This is a genomic window from Sulfuricurvum sp., from assembly GCF_023229695.1.
In the GTDB taxonomy this organism is placed as follows: Bacteria; Campylobacterota; Campylobacteria; order Campylobacterales; family Sulfurimonadaceae; genus Sulfuricurvum.
The window spans coordinates 85,438-107,761 of sequence record NZ_JALNYS010000001.1 but is presented as its reverse complement, the minus strand read 5'-3'; the positions used below and the strand labels follow the sequence as shown (position 1 = coordinate 107,761).

General features: G+C 45.0%; 33 protein-coding genes. 8 read left to right on the top strand and 25 right to left on the bottom strand.

The annotated features are described in order from the left end of the window. The first annotated feature begins 138 nt into the window (after nucleotides 1-138). The 5 genes from M0P91_RS00605 (at nucleotide 139) to M0P91_RS00585 (ending at nucleotide 3,939) form a co-directional block, all read left to right on the top strand. Nucleotides 139-1,059: a branched-chain amino acid transaminase gene (locus M0P91_RS00605; RefSeq protein WP_295062984.1), complete on the top strand. Its 921-nt coding sequence runs from the start codon at nucleotides 139-141 to the stop codon at nucleotides 1,057-1,059. 61 nt (nucleotides 1,060-1,120) lie between these two features. After that, on the top strand, nucleotides 1,121-2,161 hold the full coding sequence (locus tag M0P91_RS00600; protein ID WP_295062981.1) for a prohibitin family protein: 1,041 nt from the start codon (nucleotides 1,121-1,123) through the stop codon (nucleotides 2,159-2,161). 67 nt (nucleotides 2,162-2,228) lie between these two features. Next, nucleotides 2,229-2,903, top strand: coding sequence for a bifunctional phosphoribosyl-AMP cyclohydrolase/phosphoribosyl-ATP diphosphatase HisIE (gene hisIE / locus M0P91_RS00595; protein WP_295062978.1), 675 nt, complete (start codon nucleotides 2,229-2,231; stop codon nucleotides 2,901-2,903). Next, nucleotides 2,900-3,415, top strand: coding sequence for a DUF2393 family protein (locus M0P91_RS00590; RefSeq protein WP_295062975.1), 516 nt, complete (start codon nucleotides 2,900-2,902; stop codon nucleotides 3,413-3,415). The genes hisIE and M0P91_RS00590 overlap by 4 nt, the downstream gene beginning before the upstream one ends. Continuing rightward, nucleotides 3,412-3,939: a DUF2393 family protein gene (locus M0P91_RS00585; protein ID WP_295062972.1), complete on the top strand. Its 528-nt coding sequence runs from the start codon at nucleotides 3,412-3,414 to the stop codon at nucleotides 3,937-3,939. Before M0P91_RS00590 ends, M0P91_RS00585 begins: the two co-directional genes overlap by 4 nt. On the opposite strand, the gene M0P91_RS00580 is transcribed toward M0P91_RS00585, so the two are convergent. The 9 genes from M0P91_RS00580 to M0P91_RS00540 all read right to left on the bottom strand — a co-directional run bounded on the left by M0P91_RS00580 (nucleotide 3,936) and on the right by M0P91_RS00540 (nucleotide 13,124). Then, nucleotides 3,936-4,898 (bottom strand): TIGR01212 family radical SAM protein, encoded by a 963-nt coding sequence (locus tag M0P91_RS00580; protein WP_295062969.1) that lies wholly within the window; start codon nucleotides 4,896-4,898, stop codon nucleotides 3,936-3,938. The genes M0P91_RS00585 and M0P91_RS00580 overlap by 4 nt on opposite strands. 115 nt (nucleotides 4,899-5,013) lie before the next feature. Next, on the bottom strand, nucleotides 5,014-6,363 hold the full coding sequence (gene purF / locus M0P91_RS00575; protein WP_295062966.1) for an amidophosphoribosyltransferase: 1,350 nt from the start codon (nucleotides 6,361-6,363) through the stop codon (nucleotides 5,014-5,016). A 117-nt stretch (nucleotides 6,364-6,480) separates the two neighbouring features. Further along, nucleotides 6,481-7,248: a 4-hydroxy-tetrahydrodipicolinate reductase gene (gene dapB / locus M0P91_RS00570; protein ID WP_295063408.1), complete on the bottom strand. Its 768-nt coding sequence runs from the start codon at nucleotides 7,246-7,248 to the stop codon at nucleotides 6,481-6,483. A gap of 255 nt (nucleotides 7,249-7,503) precedes the next feature. Further along, nucleotides 7,504-8,445 carry an FAD-dependent oxidoreductase gene (locus M0P91_RS00565; protein WP_295062964.1) on the bottom strand — a complete coding sequence of 314 codons (942 nt, stop codon included), beginning with the start codon at nucleotides 8,443-8,445 and terminating at the stop codon, nucleotides 7,504-7,506. A 359-nt stretch (nucleotides 8,446-8,804) separates the two neighbouring features. Beyond that, the gene (gene trxA, locus M0P91_RS00560) at nucleotides 8,805-9,122 is read right to left on the bottom strand and encodes a thioredoxin (RefSeq protein ID WP_295062962.1); all 318 of its coding nucleotides are present in this window, start codon (nucleotides 9,120-9,122) and stop codon (nucleotides 8,805-8,807) included. A gap of 286 nt (nucleotides 9,123-9,408) precedes the next feature. Further along, complete coding sequence (locus tag M0P91_RS00555) at nucleotides 9,409-9,840, bottom strand: PAS domain-containing protein (protein ID WP_295062959.1); 432 nt, start codon at nucleotides 9,838-9,840, stop codon at nucleotides 9,409-9,411. 98 nt (nucleotides 9,841-9,938) lie between these two features. Next, nucleotides 9,939-10,268 carry a YraN family protein gene (locus M0P91_RS00550; RefSeq protein ID WP_295062957.1) on the bottom strand — a complete coding sequence of 110 codons (330 nt, stop codon included), beginning with the start codon at nucleotides 10,266-10,268 and terminating at the stop codon, nucleotides 9,939-9,941. 3 nt (nucleotides 10,269-10,271) lie between these two features. Then, nucleotides 10,272-12,347, bottom strand: a complete 2,076-nt coding sequence (locus M0P91_RS00545) for a molybdopterin-dependent oxidoreductase (RefSeq protein ID WP_295062954.1) — start codon at nucleotides 12,345-12,347, stop codon at nucleotides 10,272-10,274. A 24-nt stretch (nucleotides 12,348-12,371) separates the two neighbouring features. Continuing rightward, a complete protein-coding gene (locus M0P91_RS00540; protein ID WP_295062951.1) occupies nucleotides 12,372-13,124 on the bottom strand; it encodes an SDR family NAD(P)-dependent oxidoreductase in 753 nt (250 codons plus the stop codon). Between the two features lie 37 nt (nucleotides 13,125-13,161). On the opposite strand from M0P91_RS00540, the gene M0P91_RS00535 reads away from it, so the two are divergent. Genes M0P91_RS00535 through M0P91_RS00525 form a run of 3 tightly spaced genes read left to right on the top strand, consistent with a single transcriptional unit; the run spans nucleotide 13,162 to nucleotide 14,550 of the window. Further along, nucleotides 13,162-14,001 (top strand): S1-like domain-containing RNA-binding protein, encoded by an 840-nt coding sequence (locus M0P91_RS00535; protein WP_295062948.1) that lies wholly within the window; start codon nucleotides 13,162-13,164, stop codon nucleotides 13,999-14,001. Next, the gene (locus tag M0P91_RS00530) at nucleotides 13,991-14,206 is read left to right on the top strand and encodes a hypothetical protein (RefSeq protein WP_295062945.1); all 216 of its coding nucleotides are present in this window, start codon (nucleotides 13,991-13,993) and stop codon (nucleotides 14,204-14,206) included. The genes M0P91_RS00535 and M0P91_RS00530 overlap by 11 nt, the downstream gene beginning before the upstream one ends. A 29-nt stretch (nucleotides 14,207-14,235) precedes the next feature. Next, the gene (locus M0P91_RS00525; RefSeq protein ID WP_295062943.1) at nucleotides 14,236-14,550 is read left to right on the top strand and encodes a pyrimidine/purine nucleoside phosphorylase; all 315 of its coding nucleotides are present in this window, start codon (nucleotides 14,236-14,238) and stop codon (nucleotides 14,548-14,550) included. Nucleotides 14,551-14,719: 169 nt separating this feature from the next. Here M0P91_RS00525 and M0P91_RS00520 read toward each other — a convergent pair whose 3' ends face one another. From M0P91_RS00520 to rplP, 16 genes are all read right to left on the bottom strand, one after another. Beyond that, nucleotides 14,720-15,364: a tetratricopeptide repeat protein gene (locus M0P91_RS00520; RefSeq protein ID WP_295062940.1), complete on the bottom strand. Its 645-nt coding sequence runs from the start codon at nucleotides 15,362-15,364 to the stop codon at nucleotides 14,720-14,722. Between the two features lie 241 nt (nucleotides 15,365-15,605). Then, on the bottom strand, nucleotides 15,606-15,824 hold the full coding sequence (gene infA / locus M0P91_RS00515) for a translation initiation factor IF-1 (protein WP_013459075.1): 219 nt from the start codon (nucleotides 15,822-15,824) through the stop codon (nucleotides 15,606-15,608). A gap of 11 nt (nucleotides 15,825-15,835) precedes the next feature. Further along, entirely contained in the window at nucleotides 15,836-16,594 is a 759-nt protein-coding gene (gene map / locus M0P91_RS00510) for a type I methionyl aminopeptidase (RefSeq protein ID WP_295062937.1), read from the bottom strand. Nucleotides 16,595-16,596: 2 nt separating this feature from the next. After that, nucleotides 16,597-17,859 carry a preprotein translocase subunit SecY gene (gene secY, locus M0P91_RS00505; protein ID WP_295062934.1) on the bottom strand — a complete coding sequence of 421 codons (1,263 nt, stop codon included), beginning with the start codon at nucleotides 17,857-17,859 and terminating at the stop codon, nucleotides 16,597-16,599. Next, on the bottom strand, nucleotides 17,859-18,257 hold the full coding sequence (gene rplO, locus M0P91_RS00500; protein WP_295062931.1) for a 50S ribosomal protein L15: 399 nt from the start codon (nucleotides 18,255-18,257) through the stop codon (nucleotides 17,859-17,861). The genes secY and rplO overlap by 1 nt, the downstream gene beginning before the upstream one ends. Nucleotides 18,258-18,260: 3 nt before the next feature. Next, nucleotides 18,261-18,704 carry a 30S ribosomal protein S5 gene (rpsE, locus tag M0P91_RS00495; RefSeq protein ID WP_295051673.1) on the bottom strand — a complete coding sequence of 148 codons (444 nt, stop codon included), beginning with the start codon at nucleotides 18,702-18,704 and terminating at the stop codon, nucleotides 18,261-18,263. A 10-nt stretch (nucleotides 18,705-18,714) separates the two neighbouring features. After that, nucleotides 18,715-19,071 carry a 50S ribosomal protein L18 gene (gene rplR, locus M0P91_RS00490; RefSeq protein ID WP_295062928.1) on the bottom strand — a complete coding sequence of 119 codons (357 nt, stop codon included), beginning with the start codon at nucleotides 19,069-19,071 and terminating at the stop codon, nucleotides 18,715-18,717. An 11-nt stretch (nucleotides 19,072-19,082) separates the two neighbouring features. After that, nucleotides 19,083-19,619 carry a 50S ribosomal protein L6 gene (gene rplF / locus M0P91_RS00485; protein WP_295062925.1) on the bottom strand — a complete coding sequence of 179 codons (537 nt, stop codon included), beginning with the start codon at nucleotides 19,617-19,619 and terminating at the stop codon, nucleotides 19,083-19,085. Nucleotides 19,620-19,628: 9 nt separating this feature from the next. Further along, nucleotides 19,629-20,024 carry a 30S ribosomal protein S8 gene (gene rpsH, locus M0P91_RS00480; RefSeq protein WP_295062923.1) on the bottom strand — a complete coding sequence of 132 codons (396 nt, stop codon included), beginning with the start codon at nucleotides 20,022-20,024 and terminating at the stop codon, nucleotides 19,629-19,631. A 111-nt stretch (nucleotides 20,025-20,135) separates the two neighbouring features. After that, complete coding sequence (locus M0P91_RS00475) at nucleotides 20,136-20,321, bottom strand: type Z 30S ribosomal protein S14 (protein ID WP_295062920.1); 186 nt, start codon at nucleotides 20,319-20,321, stop codon at nucleotides 20,136-20,138. Beyond that, nucleotides 20,321-20,866, bottom strand: a complete 546-nt coding sequence (gene rplE / locus M0P91_RS00470) for a 50S ribosomal protein L5 (protein ID WP_295062918.1) — start codon at nucleotides 20,864-20,866, stop codon at nucleotides 20,321-20,323. The genes M0P91_RS00475 and rplE overlap by 1 nt, the downstream gene beginning before the upstream one ends. A gap of 2 nt (nucleotides 20,867-20,868) precedes the next feature. Continuing rightward, nucleotides 20,869-21,099, bottom strand: coding sequence for a 50S ribosomal protein L24 (gene rplX / locus M0P91_RS00465; RefSeq protein ID WP_295062915.1), 231 nt, complete (start codon nucleotides 21,097-21,099; stop codon nucleotides 20,869-20,871). Next, on the bottom strand, nucleotides 21,099-21,467 hold the full coding sequence (rplN, locus tag M0P91_RS00460) for a 50S ribosomal protein L14 (RefSeq protein ID WP_015652602.1): 369 nt from the start codon (nucleotides 21,465-21,467) through the stop codon (nucleotides 21,099-21,101). The genes rplX and rplN overlap by 1 nt, the downstream gene beginning before the upstream one ends. Further along, entirely contained in the window at nucleotides 21,464-21,715 is a 252-nt protein-coding gene (rpsQ, locus tag M0P91_RS00455; protein WP_295062914.1) for a 30S ribosomal protein S17, read from the bottom strand. Before rpsQ ends, rplN begins: the two co-directional genes overlap by 4 nt. Nucleotides 21,716-21,725: 10 nt before the next feature. Further along, on the bottom strand, nucleotides 21,726-21,911 hold the full coding sequence (rpmC, locus tag M0P91_RS00450) for a 50S ribosomal protein L29 (protein WP_037949675.1): 186 nt from the start codon (nucleotides 21,909-21,911) through the stop codon (nucleotides 21,726-21,728). Beyond that, nucleotides 21,898-22,323 carry a 50S ribosomal protein L16 gene (gene rplP, locus M0P91_RS00445; protein ID WP_295062910.1) on the bottom strand — a complete coding sequence of 142 codons (426 nt, stop codon included), beginning with the start codon at nucleotides 22,321-22,323 and terminating at the stop codon, nucleotides 21,898-21,900. The genes rpmC and rplP overlap by 14 nt, the downstream gene beginning before the upstream one ends. Nucleotide 22,324: the final 1 nt, after the last annotated feature.

Genomic DNA, 22,324 nt, shown 5'->3' with positions numbered 1-22,324 from the left:
AATTGCAATACCCCAACACATTAATTTTTCCCGCATTTGCGGGCAAAGTGCCCTTTTAGATAAATCTTCAACCCCTTAATAAACCTTAAACCCCAACTGCGCTAAAATCTCCCAATTTTTCTTTTGGAGATTTTCCCTATGAACGAAGCCAAATTTATTTGGATGAACGGTAAATTAGTCCCGTGGAATGACGCAAAAATTCACGTCCTTTCTCATACGCTGCATTACGGCAATGGTGCCATTGAAGGGACAAAAGCCTACAAAACCCCAAAGGGGTATGCTATTTTTCGTCTGAATGACCATACGAAACGTCTGCTTGAATCCTCAAAAATCACGTTGCTTGATGTCCCCTATACCCTCGAAGAACTCAATGAAGCCCAGATTCAACTGCTGAAAGCAAATGAATTTACCGGTGAAAATGTCTATCTTCGCCCGATCGTTTATCTAGGATACGGAGTGATGGGTGTGTATCACAAAGAGGCACCGGTAGATGTTTCCATCGCGGCATGGGAATGGGGCGCTTATCTGGGTGAAGAGGGGCTTAAAAAAGGGATCCGCCTTAAAATATCCTCCTTTAACCGTACTTCCAACCGTTCCAATATGGGAAAAGCCAAAGCGGTAGGAAACTACCTCAATTCCCAAATGGCAAAATATGAAGCGGTTGAATCCGGATACGATGAAGCACTTCTTCTTGATGATGAAGGGTACGTCGCCGAAGCAACCGGTGCCAGCTTCTTTATGATCCGAGACGGAGAGATCATTACCCCCCCTAGCGATAATGCCCTCCAATCAATCACCCAGAAAATGGTCATTGAAATGGCCGAAGATATGGGATATAAAGTGATCCGCCGTCGTATCAGCCGTGAAGAGATTTACGTTGCGGATGAAGCATTCCTTACCGGAACGGCTGCAGAGATCACACCGGTACGTGAAGTCGATGCACGTATCCTAGGTGGCGGAGGATGCGGACCCATTACCGAAAAGATCCAGAGCGGCTATTTTGATATCGTATATGGACGCAACCCCGAGTACGATCACTATTTGACATATATTGACTAATTTAAGATATAACACCACGAGACGTTTCTTTTAGAAACGGACAACATAAAGGAATTACAATATGGCGAGTGATATGAATGACTATTTCAACAAGAAAAAGAATGAGGGTCAAAAAGGGGGAGGATTTCAATCTCCCAAACCTCCTAAGTTCGATTTTAATATGAACGGACAAAAAACCGGTATTTTTTGGCTTATCGGCGGAGTCATACTATTTCTTTTCCTTGCAAAACCTTTTGTTATTATCACCGAGGGTGAACGTGGTATTTTGTCAACCAACGGTAAATATGAGGAACATACCTTATTGCCGGGGCTCCATTTTTTGATCCCCGTCATCCAAAAAGTTTATTTGGTTGACACCAAAGTCCGTATTATCAATTATGCCGATAAAGTTGATCGTGCTTCCACAACAGGGGATGGGATTTTACTCAAACCGGCAATTACCGTTTTGGATAAACGGGGCTTGCCGGTTTCCATCGATATGACGGTTCAATACCGCCTCAACGCACAATTGGCGGCACAAACCATCTCCAACTGGGGTTTTAGCTGGGAAGATAAAATCATCGACCCCGTAGCTCGTGACGTAGTCAGAAATGTCATCGGGCAATATGAAGCCGAGTCGTTACCGATCATGCGCAATGCGATTGCCCAAAAGATTGAAGAAGGGATACGCAATACGGTAGAAGGGCAGAAGAATGCACCTGCCGAACTTGCATCGATCCAGCTTCGCGAAATCGGTTTACCGCAAAAAGTAAAAGATCAGATCGAACGGGTACAGGTAGCAAAACAAGAAGTTGAACGGGCTCAGCAGGATGTCGAACGGGCCAAACAAGAGGCTCTGAAAAAAGAGACCGAAGCACAGGGGAGCGCCAATGCCGTTACCATTGAGGCAAAAGCCAGAGCACAAGCCAACCATCTGATCGCACAATCTCTCACTCCGGGTTTGCTCAAGCTTGAACAAATCCAGGTTCAAGGTAAATTCAACGAAGCGCTCAAAGAGAACAAAGACGCCAAAATTTTCCTCACCCCGGGAGGATCTACTCCAAATATCTGGATCGATACCAAAACGCCGGATTCTCAAAAAATCACTTCAGCGCAACACTAACTCTCCCTTCGGAGAGTTTATCCCGCCTCCACTCGTGGAGACGGGATAAATACTTAAAAGGTCACCTATGAATCTCGATCACATCGATTGGCAAAAATCCGCGCTTCTTCCCGTCATCGTTCAGGACTCTACCTCTCTGGAAGTGTTGATGATGGCCTATATGAACCGTGAAGCGCTTGAGCTCTCCCTCTCAACCAAGACGGCTCACTATTTCTCCCGTTCCAAACAGCGTCTATGGAAAAAAGGGGAGAGCAGCGGACATCTTCAGCATATTGAGCAGTTTTTACTCGATTGCGATAACGACACCCTCCTCATCAAAGTACGGCAAGAGGGAGTTGCCTGCCACACAGGGCGCAAATCGTGTTTCTTTACCGATATCGAATCGGGTGAAAGTATCAGCCGGCCGGAAATTGACACGACTGCCGCATACGGTGTGATCGATGAGCTTTACCACACCATTCTGTCGCGAAAAAACGCAGACCCCTCTACATCCTGGACGGCAAAGCTTCTCTCGAAAGGGGATAACGCCATTCTTAAAAAAGTGGTCGAAGAGGCCGGCGAATTCAGTTTCGCGATCAAAGACGGCAATGAAAATGAAATTATTTATGAATGCGCCGATTTAGTCTATCATGTCCTCGTTGCACTGGGGCATAAAAACATCTCTCCCGATCGCATCAAACAAGAGCTTGCGCGCAGATTCGGAACAAGCGGTATTGCGGAGAAAAATTCCAGGGACCAATGAAAGCACTTATTCAAGACTTTATCGCCCGTTTAATCATCTACGATTACCTTCTGATAGGAGGTGTTGTCGTTCTTTTTATCATTTTGCTTCTTTTGGCAATTCTCATACGGCATAAAATGCGCTTGGCAATTTTTCTCGTCATACTTGCATTTGGTCTGCTAACCGCAGGATCCGTTTGGGGATACATGGCGCTGCATCACTATCTGTTTCAGCACACGATTCTCCTCAATGAAGTCAAAGCGCTTGAATTTACCGAAGCTCTTCTGATTAAAGGCGATCTTAACAATACCTCTCAACGCCCTTTTCATGAGTGCACCATTACGGCGAAAGTGTATAAAGTGAGTCATAACAAATTGATCGATCCGATTTATCCCTATATCCCGTTCAAAAAAAATACCTTAACGATGGCAGAGGAGATTCTTCCGGGTCACTCGGCCTCTTTTAAACTTTTTATTGAACCGTTTCGCTACGCAAAAGACTATAACGTTACCGTAAAGGGAGAATGCAGATGAGCCCGTTAACCTATTGGCACTACCTGTTTATAAGTACGCTGTTGCTTATTTTTATTTTAGGGGTTGCGCTGTCATTTCGCAGCGATTCAAAATGGTCAATTATTACCAGTATTAGCCTCGCTCTTTTATTGATAGGTATTTTTGGATGGATCACCATTAACGGTAACGTATATCACGTCGAAATTATCCGTTCCGATCACCATCGAAATTATCAAACCGAACAAATCGTCATTACGGGAGTAGTCAAAAACACCGGAGAATTTCCCGTATCAAACGTTATCGGTACGGTCAAGCTTGTCAATTCACGGGGAGGCAACGAAGAAAAAGCAAGTCAATTTCGCCAGCCTACCGCTTTTGCAGAAATCATGGGGGATGATCCCCACTTTAAAGCTCAAAATATTACAACCCAGCATGTTATTGCCAATGCACTGAGCCCCAAAGCATCAAAGTCTTTTACAATCATCATAGATTATCCCCCCTATTTTGGGCACGGAGCCTATGAAATCGAAGCCTCTGCAAATTAATATTTGAGATTTGCCTCTTTGAGGCTCTTGTTGATCATTCGAAATTGCTCATTTTTATCTTTGCACCACTCCGGTGCAATCAGGGAATCATCGCCGATCCCCGCACTGATACGTTGGACGCTTACCCTTTCAGGCTTGAGAAGAAGGGCCTCTTTTAGAACCTCGGTGTAAAGTTCTTGCGTAATCGGAACAAATTCCCCCCGCCCGTACTCATTTGCCAGAGCGGTCCGCTTCACGACATAAAGCGGATGATATTTGACGGAATCAATCTCAAGATCGTACGCCTCTTTTGCCGTTTCCAGCATCATCTCTTTCGTCTCTCCAGGAAGGCCGAAAATCAAATGACCGCATACGTTAAGGCCATAACGTTTTGCTTTCATTATCGCCTCTTTGACATTCTGACTGTCATGACCTCGATTAATCCGCTTTAGCGTTTCGTCATAGATAGATTGAATTCCAAATTCGAGCCACACCTCTGTTTTTTTTGAGAGTTCGCTCAAATATTCCAACGTCTCTTCGCTAATGCTGTCTGAGCGGGTACCGATACTAATCCCTACAACACGATCAAAGGTCAATGCTTTGTCGTAAAGGGCCTTTAGCGTCTCTTGCGGTGCATAGGTATTCGTAAAACTCTGAAAATAAACCAGATACTTTTGTGTACCCTGCTCAGAAGCGAGTTTTTTAGACAAGGCGTTAAATTGCCATTCAAGCTGCTGCAGTTGCTGATCTAGGTAAGGATTGTCTACAGAGTGAAGGTTCAGAAAGAACCCTTTTAGCGGCTTTGCTTTGTCCAAACTCGGACTAAAAGAGTCGTTTTCGCAAAAGGTGCACCCCCCTTTTGCAACGGTTCCGTCGATATTCGGACAGGTAAATCCGGAGATAGAGATGGGAACTTTAGAGACTTTCCCACCGAATTTGCGGTTCAGATATTGTCCGAACGTAAAGATCTGCTTCCGCATTAAACCCTCTCTATTTTGTACATCTCAAAAAACAAAGTTTTTTGTAGCTTTAGGGGGTTGCAAGGGACATTTGTCCCTGCCATTAAAACGGACGAGTTCGTTTTAATGTGTAGCATTAAATAATATACTTGCCGGTAAAACAGGCGGTACAGTAATTTTCTTCTTTCCCGTTAACACTGAAGAGAAGCGATTCATTACTAAGATATCCGAGAGAATCGGCTTCGATAAACGCACAAATCTCATCGATTGTCATATTTGCCGCAATTAGTTTCTCTTTATCCGGAGTATCTACCCCATAATAACACGGGTCCGTCGTCGGAGGGCTCGAGATACGCATATGCACTTCAGAGGCACCGGCCGCTTTTAACATACGGACAATTTGACGGCTCGTCGTCCCGCGAACGATCGAATCATCGATAACAATGAGCCGTTTCCCTTTAATGAGCCGTTCAATCGGGGAAAGTTTCATTTTCACTTTTAGATCGCGCATCTCCTGTGTCGGTTCGATAAAGGTACGACCGATGTAATGATTACGCATAATCGCCATCTCAAAGGGAATGCCGCTTTCTTGTGAGTAACCGATTGCTGCAGGAACTCCGCCATCGGGGACCGGGACAACCATATCGGCTTCAACCGGCTGCTCTTTCGCCAACTCTTTTCCCATCGCTTTACGCATTTCATACACATTTTGCATATACACGTTGGAATCGGGACGGGCAAAATAGACATACTCAAAAATACAATGCTTCGGTGTAGGCTCAAATACTTTAATGGATTTCGGCGCTTTGTCTTTTTCAAAAATCAACAGTTCGCCTGGCTCTACATCACGAATGTACTCAGCTCCGATCAAATCAAAGGCACAGGTTTCGGATGCAACAACATATCCATCCCCCACCCTTCCGAGACTTAGGGGACGAAATCCGTGAGGATCGCGCATTGCAAACATTTTTGATCGGCTCAAAAAAACAAGAGAGTAAGCCCCTTCAATCTTTTTAACCGCATCAATGATCCGATCTGTCAAATGGTGCTGGTCACTTTTTGCGATCAGATGAATCAAATTTTCGGTATCCATAAAGGTTTGAAAAATTGCCCCTTTTTTAATCAAAGCATCACGTACCTCTTTGGCATTGGTCAGATTACCGTTATGGACAATCGACATCTCTCCTAAATCATACCGCGCAAAGACGGGTTGGGCATCAAGGATGGAGTCATCACCCGCTGTTGAGTAACGGGTATGTCCGATTGCCATCTCCCCTTTGAGGGTATGAAGCTTTTGATTGTCAAATACCTGTGTTACCAAACCGCGATCTTTGATCGTATACAATTTTTCACCGTCACTCGTACTAATCCCAGCTGCTTCCTGCCCTCGATGCTGCAGAGCATGAAGGGAAAAATACGCCAATTTAGAGGCCTCAGTATGGTTAAAAATACCAACTACCGCACATTTTTCATTTAAGCTACGCACAAAAAAATCCTTACCGTCAGAGTTATTTTGAACTCTATTTTTGAACACCAAAAGGATCACACCCCTTTGGCAACACTAGCCGATTAGGCACTGAAACTTGCTTCTACAAAGCAGAAATCAACTATCCAAACAATCACTGATCGAATAAAGCCCATTAGGCTTGCCTACGATCCATTTTCCGGCACGGATTGCCCCTTTTGAAAATGTATTGCGACTCGTTGCGGTATGGTGAAGCTCAATAAACTCACCGTCATTGTAAAATCCGACTGTATGACGTCCGACAATGTCGCCGCCGCGTAATGCCATAACGGCAATTTCATCCTTACTTCGTTCCCCGATGTTACCGTTGCGTCCGCTGACACGGACGGTATTTAAATCCAAATCACGGCCTGCGGCGGCTGAATGGGCCAACGTCAATGCGGTTCCGCTTGGGGCATCTTTTTTGTGTCGGTGATGCTGTTCAACAATTTCAATGTCAAAACCGGAAAGTGTTTTGGATGCGGTATAGACCAGCTTGTTCAATAGCGCCACCCCCAATGACATATTGGTTGCATACAAAATCGGCATAGACTCACTTGCCGTTTTAAGAAGATTCATTTGATGTTCATCCATCCCTGTCGTCCCGATCACAAGAGGACACGGATGTTTCATTGCCTCTTCCAGCAATAATTGCGTCGCTTCAGGAAGAGAAAAATCGATAATAACATCGGAGCTTTTGAGCAATGTGGCCATGTCATTAGTCACCAATACCGACGGATCAATTGAAAAATTCAATTCATTGCGGACATATACGGCCGCTAACGAAATTGCTTTTTCTTCTCGCAAATCATCGATCAACAATCTCCCTACACGGCCACCTGCTCCAAATACTCCTGCTTTCACCATATCAGTCATCCCCAATTCTTATTCTAACTGATGTTACGCACATTAGGAACAAATCCCCTAAAGCTACCCGCACCTTTCGGATGCGGGAGATTAACCGATCTTTATTTGCACTTTTCACTCATAGCCCGTAAAGTACGTAACATCAGATTCTAAAATGTATTCTATCTTTTTAGTGTTTAAAAGGACGAAATTTTTCTCTTCTCACAATAATTTGCGTAGAAACCGATTTAATCAAATACTTTTCACCTATTCGGATTAATGACTCTGTTCGTCCACATACGCAATTGCCTGTAAGGCCGCTACGGCACCGTCACCCGCTGCACACACCACCTGCTTCGGTGCTTCCGCACGCATATCCCCCGCTGCAAAAAGACCCGGTACGGAAGTTTTCATGCTGAGATTGACATTGACTTCTCCCCATGGGGTCATATCACACAAAAAGGTGCCGTCTTCTTGAAGCAATACCTGATTATTAACGTTATTTCCGACAAAAACAAATACACCGGGAACATCAATATGACGCGTTGATCCATCCTTAAGAGCAACACGTATTCCCGTTACCCCCATTTTGTCTCCTAACACCTCTTCAGGAATCGCATTGACGACAAGCTCAATATTGGAGGTATTTTTCACCCTCTCAATCGTATTGGGAGCGGAACGGAACGTATCGCGTCTGTGGATAAGATAGACACGAGAACAAATTTTGGCCAGATAAAGTGCCTCTTCCAAAGCGGTATCGCCGCCGCCGATCACGGCAACCTCTTTCCCTTTATAGAAAAAACCGTCACACGTCGCACAGGTACTGACACCGCGCCCGAAATAGAGATCTTCACCGACGAATCCGGCCCGTTTAGGGGTGGATCCGGTACAGACGATGACGCTTTTGGCTTCATCACTGCTTCCGTCCGATTTATTCACGATAAAAATACCGTCTTCACGGCGAGAGACCCGGATTACTTCCGACATCTCATGCTTCAATCCGAAACGTTGGCACTGCTCCGGCCAGGGAATCATCAAATCCATACCGGTCATATGGCCGGTCACCCCAGGATAGTTCTCGATCTCCGAACTCATCGTAATTTGCCCTCCGGGCATCCCTTTTTCAAACATAACAACGTTCTCTAACCCGCCTCGCGTAGCATACAGTCCTGCTGTCAGCCCTGCAGGACCTCCTCCGATAATAGCACAATCCAACATCCAAGTCCTCCGCTTTTGTAATTTCAAATGATACCCTCTTGTAGTTAAAACCGACTACACGAAGAAGAGGATAACAATTGCTTTAGAAAACTTTTAGAAGGGGGGGGGAAAAATAAAAATATAACTGATGTTACGCACATTTCTTTAGCAAGTGCTACATGGGGAATTATTCTCCCGTATCCGAAAGATACGGGAAGCTTCAGGGGGTTGTAGGGACTTTAGTCCCTGCCACTTTACGGGCTTCGCCCGAAAAGTGCGTAACATCAGAATATAAGAGAGGATTCTGACCCGAAAGGGTCAAGCTTTAGTGCCATAGAGGCAAGTGTAGACGAGGAAATGGATCCCCTCAGAGTTGAAAATTATAGTAATGCGTTTAATTTATCAGCGAATGCTTGCTTGGAAGCTGCGCCGACCATTTGCTCAACCACTTCGCCGTTTTTAAAGAAAAGGATAGTCGGGATAGAACGGATACCGTATTTTACAGCGATATCTTGTTCTTCATCTGTATTAACTTTACAAATTGCCGCTTTTCCCTCAAATTCAGCAGCCAGTTCTTCAATTACCGGAGCGATCATACGGCAAGGTCCACACCATGGAGCCCAAAAATCAACTAACGCGACACCCTCTTTGGTTACTTCTTCAAAATTTGATACTGTCAATTCAATGTATTTACCCATTGTACTTCCTTGCGTTTATGAATATTTATGGGAACCATTATAACGCCTCAATCTTTAAAATGTCTTATTATGTATGTTGAGCGTTTTTTCTCAGCAATGCTACCGATTTAACCCATCCGATTCAATTTATTCGGACTCCGGATTATCCTCTGATGTTACGCACTTTCCGGGCATAGCCCATAAAGTGGCAGGGACTAGAGTCCCTACAACCCCCTAAAGCTACCCGCATCTTCCGAATGCGGGAGAATTCCCCCTTTTCGCACTTGCTACAGCAAGGTGCGTAAGGTCAGTTATTCTCTCTCCTGCACGATTCTTCGCTCAGCATATAGGCATACTTGCTTTTAATCTCTTCCAGAGTCAACTCTCCGGGCGGTTTTCTCACAGCGATAAATCCGCAATGTTCTCCGTGTTCATCATACTTCGGGGTGACCAAAACGATGACCCAATAAAAAGCGCCATCCTTTCGCAAATTCTTCACATACCCTTCCCACGGCTCACCCTTCAAAACACTCTCCCACATCGATCGAAAACAACATTTCGGCATATCCGGATGGCGTAGAAGCGAGTGAGGCTTGCCGATCAATTCATCCTTCTCATACCCTGACATTTTTATAAATAGACGATTGACATAGGTGATTCTCCCGCGTAAATCAGTTTCGGTAATCATATTACCACCCTCAAATTTCACTTCAACATCCGTCGGGGTAGGCTTAGCCATTTTAAAACCTTCTATCACTAAAATGATTACCCAAGATTATATCAATGAAAGCCGGTTCTGTCAAATAAAATATAACTACAATCTATAACTTAAAGTTTTTAGAGTGTAGTATTTTCAATCCATTCAATCCCTTCATCAGAGATAATAAGGGCATCAATGCAATACTCTCCATCCCATTTTATTTTTTGTAGATATGCCTGAATCGCGCGGTTAAGTTTTTGCAGTTTGGCGGGGGTAATATTGTAAACGGCCTGCTCATAACTTTGAGCGCTTTTGACCTCAATAAAATGGAGCACTCTCTCTTTTAAGGCGATAATATCGATCTCTCCGAATCGGTTATACACATTGCGATCGATAATTCGTATCCCGCGTCTTCGTAGGTATTCACATCCGCGTTCTTCGGCAAGCGTCCCCTTGGCGCGGCTCATCGGTCAATCCAGATAATCGGGCTTGATCACCTCGACTTTGACTGACTTGAAGCGTGCTGTTTTAATCAGCTCATCATACTCATCACCGAATAAAAAGTTAATCCGGCTCTTAGCATGGTGAAACGTTGTAAAAAGGGTCCCTTTTTTCACCGTCGAACTCACTTTTACCCGCAAAGGGGCACTTTCACCGTACTGGCTTTTGAGGACGACAAAATCTTTATATTCGAAAAATTCTTCATCGTCAACACTGACGAGAAGGATATCTTCACTATGACTTCGCCCCAGCTTCTCACACGCATTGGTCTGAGCGGCATTATTGTAATGGACCAGGACCCGCCCTGTTGTCAGATAATACCCTTCATACTCCGGCCCCTTCAACAGCTCTTCAATCTGACCGCGCGGCTCATATTGTTTGTAGCGAAATGCCCCTAATCCGTCCTTGGTACGGAAATCATGCAGATGCAGCACGGGAGTATCCTCGTCTTGAACGGGCCATTGAAGCCCTCTAAGGCGGTTGGCTTCGAGTTTTTCATAACTCGCTCCGCCAAAACGCTCCGGAGCATCAACCCGTACCGATTCCCATACATCGCGTGAACTTTTGACACCGAGATCTTTGCCGTAGCGCTTGGAAATCTCGGCGATCACTTCCCAGTCATCAGGCATCGTGACATGAATAAACGGCTGTGAAAGGTGCAACCGCCGCTCGGCATTGACGTAGACACCCGTCTTTTCATAGGCGCTTTTGACCCCGAAAATAATGTCCGCAAATTTGGTGATCTCGTTATCAAAAAGCTCATTGACAATCAATAAATCGAGATTTTTGAGTGCCGAATGGATTTTGTTTTGGTTCGGATGGATATGGGCGATATCCTCGCTGATATTAAAAAGAGCTTTGATTTTACCCTCGATCATGGCATTGATCAAATCGGGAGTCATCATACCGACCTCCTTGGGAGGCTGATAATCGGGGGCATAATAGGGGAGCATTCCGACATCGCAGGTCCCCTGAACATTATTCTGCCCCCGAAGCGGCATTAGCCCGGCCCCCCGTTTTCCGATATTCCCCGTCAATAAAGCCAAATGGGTAATCGCCATTACGGCATACGACCCGTCCAGATGCTCCGTAATACCCAGACCCCAGAAAAAAAGGCTTTTTCGCGTCGCGTATTTTCGGGCAACGCTGTGAATCTCTTCCCTCAACGATTCATATCCGGGGATCTGAAGGAGGTAATCGGGATTGGCATACGGATCGTTCAAGATCGATTGTTTGTACGCTTCGTACCCCTTGGTACGGGCCGCAATAAAATCGGCATTGACCAGATTTTCGGAAATGATGACGTAGGCCATCATATTGAGCATCATCAGGTTCGCTTCATACGGGATACTCAAATGGTGGGTCGCCGATTTGGAAAGCTGAATCCGCCGCACGTCCATAACCGCCAGCTCAACCCCTTTTTGTTTGATCACATCGAGCATTCGATTGGCAACAATCGGGTGTCCTTCGGTCGTATTGGACCCCATTACCACCAAAAATTCGGTTTCGTAAATATCATCGAACGGATTGGTAGCAGCCCCTTCACCGATTGTCAGACGCATCCCCTTGAGTGAAGGGGAGTGACAAACGCGGGCACAGTTGTCGACATGCGGAGATCCGACGACATGACGGGTAAAATGCTGGAAAAGATAAGAACTTTCGCAGCTGGTACGAGCTCCTCCGATCGCGGCAAATGTATGGGAACCAAATTCATCGGTTAAGGATTTCAGTTTTCGGGCGGCGAGCTCATAGGCGCTTTCATAGCTGATTTCGTAAAAATCGTGATCGACCGGTTCAAGATAATCCATATCAAAATCCGAAAACAGTGCCGCATTGGCACTTAAAAACGATTTACGCACCCGTGCATTACGCAGACGCTTGGGGTGGGTTACAAAATCCCATCCCTGTTTCCCTTTGATGCACAACCGCCCTTGAGAAACAACCCCCTCTTCTTTTGCAAACATTTTGAGGATTTTGTTCTCTTCCACCTCAGCGGAAATATCACATCCTACACCGCAATAGGTACACACGCTGTCGATAACCATCGGATATTTCCTTGATAGTACGGGTTATGCACCCTTTTTAAAATTAGTGAAGTTTACAATTTTGTCTCTTAAGGACTGCGGAAATAGCGAGACAATTTGAATCATTAAGTAAAATCTAAAAGGGAAAGCGTATCGGATTTTTTTCCGTTCAATCGCATGGGCAATTCGGGCTACCCCCTCCTCCGTCTTCATGAAAAACGGCATTTTAAACCGATTCTTCCGCGTCATCTCCGTATCGATAAATCCGGGCAGTATCGTCATAACACTCATTCCATACGGGTGAAGCTGATAATGGAGCCCCTCCGCATAGGCATTAAGTGCCCGTTTGGAACTGCTGTAAGCGATAGAGGTCGGCATGGTAAAGAGTGACGCAAGTGAGGATATAAAAACAATCTCTCCGGATGTTTGCTTTATTAGTTTAGGAATGATCGGTTCCAACAGCGCATGGATACTCAAAAAGTTGGTTTGAAAAACTCGATGAAAATCATCAAACGGCGTCACACCCCCCGCATGCCCCACCGATACTCCCGCATTAAGGATAATCCGATCGATAGGTGTTTGGGCCAATTGTTTTCCAATCTCCCCCATCTTCTCGAAATCGTTGACATCGGACACCACCGTTTCGACTGAAGCCCCTTTGTCTCGGCAGCGGCGTGCGACCTGCTGCAATTTCTCTTCTCTGCGTGCAATCAAGACAAGTTCAGTCCCCTTCGTCGCATAGTGCAAAGCCATCGCTTCACCCAATCCGCTGCTTGCCCCGGTAATAACTATTCGCATGTCTCTCCCTACAGTGAATCTCGATATAATTATATCCATGAATGAAACATTAGCCATCGGGGAAATCAATACCCTCGTTATCGACCGCAGTACCGTGCCGGGACTTTTTCTCAGAACCCTGGGTGAAGAGGATGTACTCCTCCCCAACCAATACGTCACTGATGCGATGCATATCGGCGATACCATCGACGTTTTCGTTTATACGGACAGCGAAGACCGCCCTGTTGCGACGACACTAAAGCCTAAAGCGATGCTAGGAGAGATCGCGTTTCTCGAAGTGATCGATACCGCCTCTATCGGGGCCTTTGTCGACTGGGGATTGCCAAAAGACCTGTTTGTCCCAAAAACGCTTCAAAAGCGCCCCTTTGTCGTCGGTGAAAAACGGCTGATCCGTGTCATCCTCGATGAACAGACCAATCGCCTCGTCGGAACCGAAAAAATCAGCGGCGCCCTCATCGATGCCCCGAGGGATTTTTATCCCAATACTCCCGTCTCGTTTAGAATCATCGCCAAAACCCCCCTCGGGTACAAAGCGATCGTTGAGCATAAATATGAAGGGATGATTTACACCAACGAAATTTTTGAAACCGTCCGTGTCGGCGATATCAAAAACGGTTTTGTCAAACAGCGGCGCGATGACGGCAAACTCGATCTGTCGCTGCAAATGATCGGCAAAGCAAAAGTGGGGAATGCGTCGGCAAAAATTTATGAAATGCTCCGGCAAAACGGCGGCATGCTCCCGTACAATTACAAAAGCGATCCTGACGCGATTCAGCGGACGTTCGGCTTAAGCAAAAAGAACTTCAAAAGCGCCCTTACCGAACTCAGTGAGGGCGGAAAAATAACCATCAAGGAGAGCGGAATTTATGGGATATAGACCTCGAAAAAGCCCTTTTACCCATCTGAAAGCACGCAACTTATCGTACAGTGAAAATGATCAAACCTTTACCCTTATTAGTTTTAATCGCGATACAATGACACTTGAAATGCACATTGCCGATGGTAAATCCGAAAAAACCCTTACCGATTTTCCGTTTGCCCACCTTCCCAAAAAGATCAAGCAAGAACTCAATCCGCTATAATTGCGGCACACAATTACAAAAGGGGCTACATGTCACAGTTCACCAATATCACCATCGATAAAAAAGCCAACGTCTATTTTGACGGTAAAGTTACGAGCCGTACCCTTCATTTTGTCGATGGGAGCATTAAGACTCTCGGAATTATGTATCCGGGTGAATACACCTTCGGAACGGGTGATAAAGAGATCATGGAGATAATGAGCGGAGAGATGGAGATTCAGCTTCCGGGTTCAGAAGAGTGGAACACGATTGTAGGACCTCAGTCATTCGAAGTCCCTGCGAACAGCTCTTTTAATCTTAAAGTGAAAACGCTTAGCGATTATTGTTGCAGTTATATTAAATAATTGATGTTACGCACATTAGGAACAAAGTCCCTAATGTGGCAGGGACAGATGTCCCTACAACCCCCTAAAGCTACCCGTATCTTTCGGATACGGGAGATTAACTCCCCTTGAAGTACCTGTTAAGGCAAGGTGCGTAAGGTCAGTTAAATAATTTACCCCCGTTCAACAATCAGTGTCGAATGTCGACACTGTTCTCATCAATCCACCCCTCTTTTGGGTACCCTTTCCATTTACCGTTCATTACGATTCCGCTGATTTTATAATACTCCCCTTTTTTCTCTTTTGTTGTTAATACACTCCCTTTTCTCAATATATCGCACTCCCCTTTATTCTTGTATTGGGTGCATACACTGCTTTTCTTTTTGCAAATCAGTGTTAAAGGGGCAATAAATATTTCATTCTCAGCCATCAGGCTCATTTGCATCTGCGATTCATCCGTTTTTTCGGACTTCTTATCCACTTCTTGATCAATCAATTGTAAAAGCAATCTACGGGCTTCCTGATCTCCTTGCTTTGCGGCAAGGCCAAGCCACATTATCGCAAATGCGTCACTCTTCTCTACCCCACGCCCGGTAGCATATAAAATACCTAAATTGTATTGACTATCGATGTATCCTTGAAGTGCCGACTTTTTGTACCACTCAGCTGCGTGTGATGTATTGACCTCTACCCCAAGCCCCCGTTCATACATTACCCCGGTCTGATACTGGGCAACCTTGTCTCCTCTAAGGGCATCGGTATAGCGCTTCCATAGGATATCTTGGCTTTTTACTTCGTCGCTGTTTTGCGCTTTTGCAAAGAGACTCTCGCTCAAGCACAGTATGTATATTATGATTGCTATCCACTTTATCATAGCCGTTCCCCTATCTGTTCAGTGCTCGTATCTGCTTATCAACGGATAAAGCAATTTTCATTGCAGTGTCAAATTTACACTTATGATTGTCGGAAGGAGATGTGAAGGTGCAGGTAGGAAGCATTTATCCCCTTTGGGTTTAAGTGCACTATTATAATCAATAATTCCCTATGATTCGCCGCCTGCAAAGAGCAGGGGTGAATTATTTGTAGCGATAGGTAATTCGCCCTTTATCAAGACTGTAAGGGGTTAATTCGATTTTCACTGTATCTCCGGGGAGAATTTTAATGTAATGCATCCGCATTTTACCTGCGATATGACACAATATTACATGGCCGTTTGGCAACTCAACACGAAACGTTGCGTTTGGTAGTGCCTCAATAATCTTTCCGTCAACTTCAATGACATCATCTTTTGCCATAATGATCCTTTTTACGCGATTGATAATATTTCAGCTCTACCGTTGATAATCGCAACCGTATGCTCATAATGAGAGCCTCTCAGCCCATCCGTACTCACTACATCCCAGCCATTTGCCAAAATTTTGGATGTCCCCTCTTTTTGACAAATCATCGGTTCCAGACAAAAAACCATTCCGTTTTTAATTTTTGGTCCCGCTTTTGCATTCGGGCCATCCATATAATTTGGTATTTCCGGTTCTTCATGCGGTTTTTTTCCGATTCCGTGACCACAGAACCCTCTTAGAGGAACGAACCCACGCCCTTTAATGAACTGTTCAATCTCATACGAAAGTTCTTTAAAACGCATACCGTCCCGGATGATATCAATGGCAAAATAGAGGGCATCTTTTGCACACGCGATTAATGCTTCATCCTCCGGAGTGATTTTTTCCACTCCGACCGATATGGCAGCATCGCCGAAATAGCCATCTTTTTGTGTTCCTACATCATAACCGACGATATCGCCCTCGCGAAGGGCATAATCGGTTGGGATTCCATGAATGATCACATCATTGACAGAGGTACAGACAGCACTGGGAAAACCGTAGAGACCTTTAAAAGAGGGCTTTGCGCCAAGGCTCCGGATATGCTCCTCACCCATTGCATCAAGTTCTTTTAACGTGATCCCCGGTTTAGTATGTTGAGCCAATAACTCTAACGTCGATCCGACGATTTTATTCGCCGCTCGAAGCTTTGCTATTTCATCATTTTTGCGTAGCGCAATCGCCATTTTTAAAGGCCAACCGCACTAAGGGTTTGATATTTGCTCATGTAAATCTGAGCTTCAATCCGTCTCATCGTATCCAAAGCTACCTGAACAACGATCAAAACTGCCGTCCCTCCGAAGAAGAAAGGAACACCCATCGCCTTGACCGCTACCCACGGAAGAGTCGCAATCAAACCAAGATACAACGCCCCGGTAAATGTTAATCGGCTCGCCGTTTCATTCAAAAAATCTTTGGTAGAATCCCCCGGACGTACACCCGGAATAAAACCACCTTGGCGTTTCAGATTATCGGCAATATCTTTTGCATTAAAAACGATCGATGCATAAAAATAGGCGAAGAAGACAACAAACAAAAAGGTCAAAAAGTTAAAGAAATAGTGGTTCGGATTCAAAACATCCGCCACCGATTGGACCATCGGATTGGTACTGCTTGAGAGCACCGTCATCGGAAACATCAAAATAGCCGAAGCAAAAATGACCGGGATAACCCCTGAAAGATTCACTTTGACCGGAATATAGTTCATAACCCGCTTATTTTGATTTTGGAGCATTGTCTTTTTCGCATAGGTAACCGGAATACGGCGTTCACCCAGTTCCACATAGATAATGACCAGAATAGTTCCCACAATCAGCGCTAGAATCGCCAATACCGCTAAAAAGCTCATTGCTCCGGTATTGACCATCGTTATGGCCTGAGAAATCGCACTCGGTATGGCCGAAACGATACCCGCAAAAATAATCAACGAAACACCGTTGCCGATACCGCTTTGAGTAATCTGTTCGCCGATCCACATCAACAGCATGGTTCCTGCCAACATCGAGACAACCGCCAGAAGCATAAACGTCGAATGATCGACCAAGATAGCGCTGCTGCCGTCTTTTCCGGTCATACTCTGCAATCCGACACTCACACCGATCGCTTGTACAATCGTAATAGCAATGGTTGCATAGCGGATAATCTGCATGTACTTCACCATACCGTCACGCTCTTTTTTCATTTGCGCTAAATTGGGGAATGTAGCTGCTAAAAGTTCCATGATAATTGATGCGGTGATGTAGGGCATGATACCGAGAGAGATAATCGAGAGGCGTTCTACGGCATTTCCGCTGAACATATTAAATAGACCCAACGCGTCTGCTTGATGTTGATCAAAGAAAGAAGCGATAACGGCTGTGTCAACACCCGGTACCGGCACGTATGCCAGTAAACGGAAGATAAAAAGAAAACCGATCGTTATTAAGATCTTGTTTACAAGTTGTTGGTTCATTATTTACCAGTAGTTGTAACGTTTTCATCTTTGATTTTAGATGCTAAATCTTTAGCGCTTGCGCCGACAAGTTTAACACTTGTGCATGACTTTTTAAGTCGATGTACACTACGAATAGTTTCCATCGTGATCTCTTCGAGTGCCGCAACTTCTGTCACGCGCTCAACATTGATCACATACGGTTTAATCACACGTGATTGAAAACCGATTTTCGGCAAACGGCGCGCAAGTGGCTGTTGTCCACCCTCAAAGTTACGTTTTTCGTTGTAACCTTTACGCGCTTTTTGACCTTTGTGCCCTTTACCGGCAGTTTTACCGGTTCCGCTCCCTTGGCCGCGACCAAGACGTTTTTTGTTGTGGGTTGACCCCTCAGCAGGTGTAAGATTTTCGAGTGCCATAGCTTATCCTTTGATACGTGAAAGCGCATCGATTGTTGCGCGAACCACGGTATTTGGATTGTTTGAGCCCAAAGACTTCGTTAGGATATCTTGGATTCCCGCAAGTTCAAGTACCGGACGGGTAGCGCCACCGGCGATAACACCGGTACCTTCAGATGCAGGCTTAAGCAAAATGCGGCTTGCATTGTATTTAACTTCGATATCGTGCGCGATTGTAGTCCCTTTGATCTTAACTTCCGTAAGATTTTTGAACGCTTCGTCAACCGCTTTACGGATAGCATCGGGAACCTCTTTGGCTTTACCGACGCCGTAACCGACAGTCCCTTTTTTGTTACCTACGACCACAAGAGCCGTAAAGCGGAAACGACGTCCACCCTTTACAACTTTTGTAACACGACCGATATTTACGATCGCTTCTGAGAATTCTTCTCTATTAATCGGATTCATCCATCAGCCCTTAAAACTTAATTTCATTTGCACGAAGTGACTCGGCAAACGCTTTTACAACACCGTGATACAAAAATCCGTTACGATCAAACGTAATTTCATTGATTCCGGCATCTTTGAGGGTTTGTGCGAACACAGCAGCAACTTTTTCAGCATCCGCTTTGTTCACTTTTAGACCCAAAGTTTTTGAGTGTACCGCAGCAAGAGTTACCCCTGCTTCATCGTTAATCGCTTGCGCGCTGATGTAACGGTTAGAACGAAATACAGAAACACGCGGCAATGCCGCACATCCTGAGATTTTAGAGCGAATACGGCGTTTACGCTGAAGACGTTTTGCCGATTTATTTTTAAGTGTTTTACCTGTCATATCATCGCCCCTTATTTCTTAGATGTCTTACCGGCTTTACGCAGGATAGTTTCATCAGAGTATTTAACACCCTTACCTTTGTAAGGCTCTGGCGGACGGAATGAACGGATAACAGCAGCGATTTGACCCACTTGTTGTTTATCGGCACCTTTGATGCTGATAACGTTTTTCTCAACAGCCATTGCGATACCGCTCGGGATATCGAAATTAATATCGTGGCTATAACCAAGCTGTAAATTCAAGACATCGCCTTGAACCGCAGCACGGTATCCAACCCCGTTGATCTCAAGTTTTTTCTCAAAACCGGTAGTCAATCCGGTAACGATGTTCGACGCCAATGCGCGATACGTTCCCCAGAATGCACGGTCAGCACGCTGATCAGAGTTAGTGCTGAATGTCAAAGTGTTATCTTCTAATACAACACCGCAGTTACCACGGGTATCCAGAACTTGAGTCGTAGAACCTTTCACAAATGTGATTACCGTTCCGTCAAGAGTTACTTTAATATCGCTAGGGACAGAAACAGGAAGTTTTCCAATACGTGACATCTTATCTCCTTACCATATCGTACAAAGGACTTCACCGCCAACGCCAAGCTCGAATGCTTTGTCGTTAGGAAGAACCCCTTTAGAACTGCTGACAATAATAGTACCGTAACCGTTTTTGAAACGTTTAAGCTCGTCTTTGCCTTTATAAACACGGCGACCCGGTTTAGAAACACGTTTTACCTCATTGATAACCGTGCGACCTTTTTCGTCGTATTTAAGTACAACGTTGATGCTCTTTTTTACACCGTTTTCGACAACATTAAAGCTATCAATGTAGCCTTTGTCTGCCAAAATAGCGACAACCGCTTCAACCGTTTTTGAGTGAACCAGTGTGGTTACATCTAATCTGCGCATTGCAGCATTTCGGATACGTGTCAACGAATCCGAGATCAAATCATTAATCATTTAATATTCCTTATCTAATCATTAGGAGTTTCACCTTGATAATTGGGCGTACCGCCGAGGTAAACTCAGCGTTAGCGTAGGCGGATGGGCTTTGCTCATCCGCCGTTCAAATTACCAAGAAGACTTTCTAACGCCTGGGATTAACCCTTCGTTTGCCATTTTACGGAAGCAAACGCGACAAATTCCGAAATCGCTGATAACAGAGTGCGGACGTCCGCAGATCTGGCAGCGAGTGTAAGCACGAACGGCAAATTTTGGTGTGCGGTTCGCCTTAGCGATCATTGACTTCTTAGCCATTATTCTCTCCCTTTAGCAAACGGCATACCAAGCATTTCGAGAAGCTTGAATGCATCTTTATCCGCTGTAGCACTTGTTACCACGGTGATGTTCATCCCGTGAATTTGCATGATTGAATCGTAATCCACTTCCGGGAAAATCAACTGCTCGGTCAAACCGAAGTTGTAGTTTCCGCGACCGTCAAAACCGTTACGCGGAATACCGCGAAAGTCTTTTACACGAGGAAGTGATACAGAGATCAATTTATCCATGAAATCGTACATTTGAGCACCGCGAAGGGTTACTTTAACACCGACCGGCATCCCTTCACGTACTTTAAATCCTGCAACCGATTTTTTCGCTACCACAACCGAAGCACGTTGACCGGCAATGTTGCTGATCGTGTCTTGGATGTTTTGGATCAATTTGTTGTCTTTCATGGCAAAACCACAACCGACAGAGATGATCACTTTTTCAAGTGCAGGAACTTGCATTACGTTTGCAATTCCAAGTGCTGTTTGAAGCTCAGGCTTAAGCGCCAAATATTTATCTTTTAGTCGTGCCATGATTACGCCTCTACTTTGCGGACATTCGATGCATCAATCGGCATCTCTTTGCTCATAAATCCGCCTTGTGGATTTTGCTCGCTAGGTTTGATTGCTTTTTTAGCAACACGGCAACCCTTAACGATCACTTTGTTTTTCTTAGGCATTACTTGAAGCACTTCTGCTTTTGTACCTTTGTCATCACCGGCGATCACTTCAACAGTGTCACCTTTTTTGAAATTAAATTTTGCCATCATACAACCTCCGGAGCCAGGGAAACGATTTTCATGAAACCAGCGTAACGAACTTCACGGCTTACAGGTCCGAAAATACGTGTACCGATAGGCTCACGTTTTTTGTCAAGGATAACGGCAGCGTTTTCGTCGAAGCGGATCAATGAACCGTTTTCACGGTGAACCTCTTTCTTCGTACGGACAACAACCGCTGTAACAACCTGACCTTTTTTTACTTTACCGGTTGGAGCCGCTTTTTTGACAGAAGCGATGATAACATCACCGACTGTCGCATAACGACGTTTTGAACCGCCAAGAACTTTAATACACATAATCTCTTTTGCGCCAGTGTTATCGGCTACTGCTAGACGAGTAAAACTTTGAATCATGCCTGAACCCCTTTAACCAGAGTTTTAAGACGGAATGATTTGCTTTTGGAAAGCGGTCGGCACTCGATCGCGATTACTTCATCACCAACGTTAAGCTGATTGTTTTCATCGTGGATCATGTATTTTTTAAAACGTTTTACCGTTTTGTGGTAACGTGGGTGCATTACGCGGCGCTCAACAACGATCGTTGCTGTTTTTTCGCCGGCTTTGGTTACTACGATACCTTGAATTTCACGTTTATGTGTCATTGATCAGCCCTTACTTCACTGCGCTTAACGCAGTGTTGATGCGTGCAATATCTTTTTTCGCCGTGCGAAGTTCGCTCGTGTTGGTCAATTGCATCATTTTTTGCTTAATTTTCAAAGTGAAAAGCTCAATCTTTTTCTCTTTGAGCATACCTTGAAGTTCAGCTGCTGTTTTACCGTTCAAATCAGTATATTTCATTGCTCATCTCCGCAGTTACAATTTTTGTTTTGAATGGGAGTTTTTGCATCGCAAGCGCTAGTGCTTCACGAGCAAGAGTCTCTTCAACCCCACCCATTTCAAAAATAATACGGCCCGGCTTGATGTTCATAACCCATTGATCCACAGCACCTTTACCTTTACCCATACGCACTTCAAGTGGTTTGGCAGTCAAAGGTTTCGCCGGGAATACACGGATCCAGATTTTACCGCTACGTTTAATGTGACGGGTAGCTGCGATACGTGCCGCTTCGATTTGACGGGAGTTGATACGTCCCGCTTCCGTTGCCTTGAATCCGATAGTACCGAAATCAAGTTTGTTTGCTCTTTGAGCGTAACCACGGTTACGCCCTTTCATCATTTTACGATATTTCGTACGCTTAGGCATCAACATG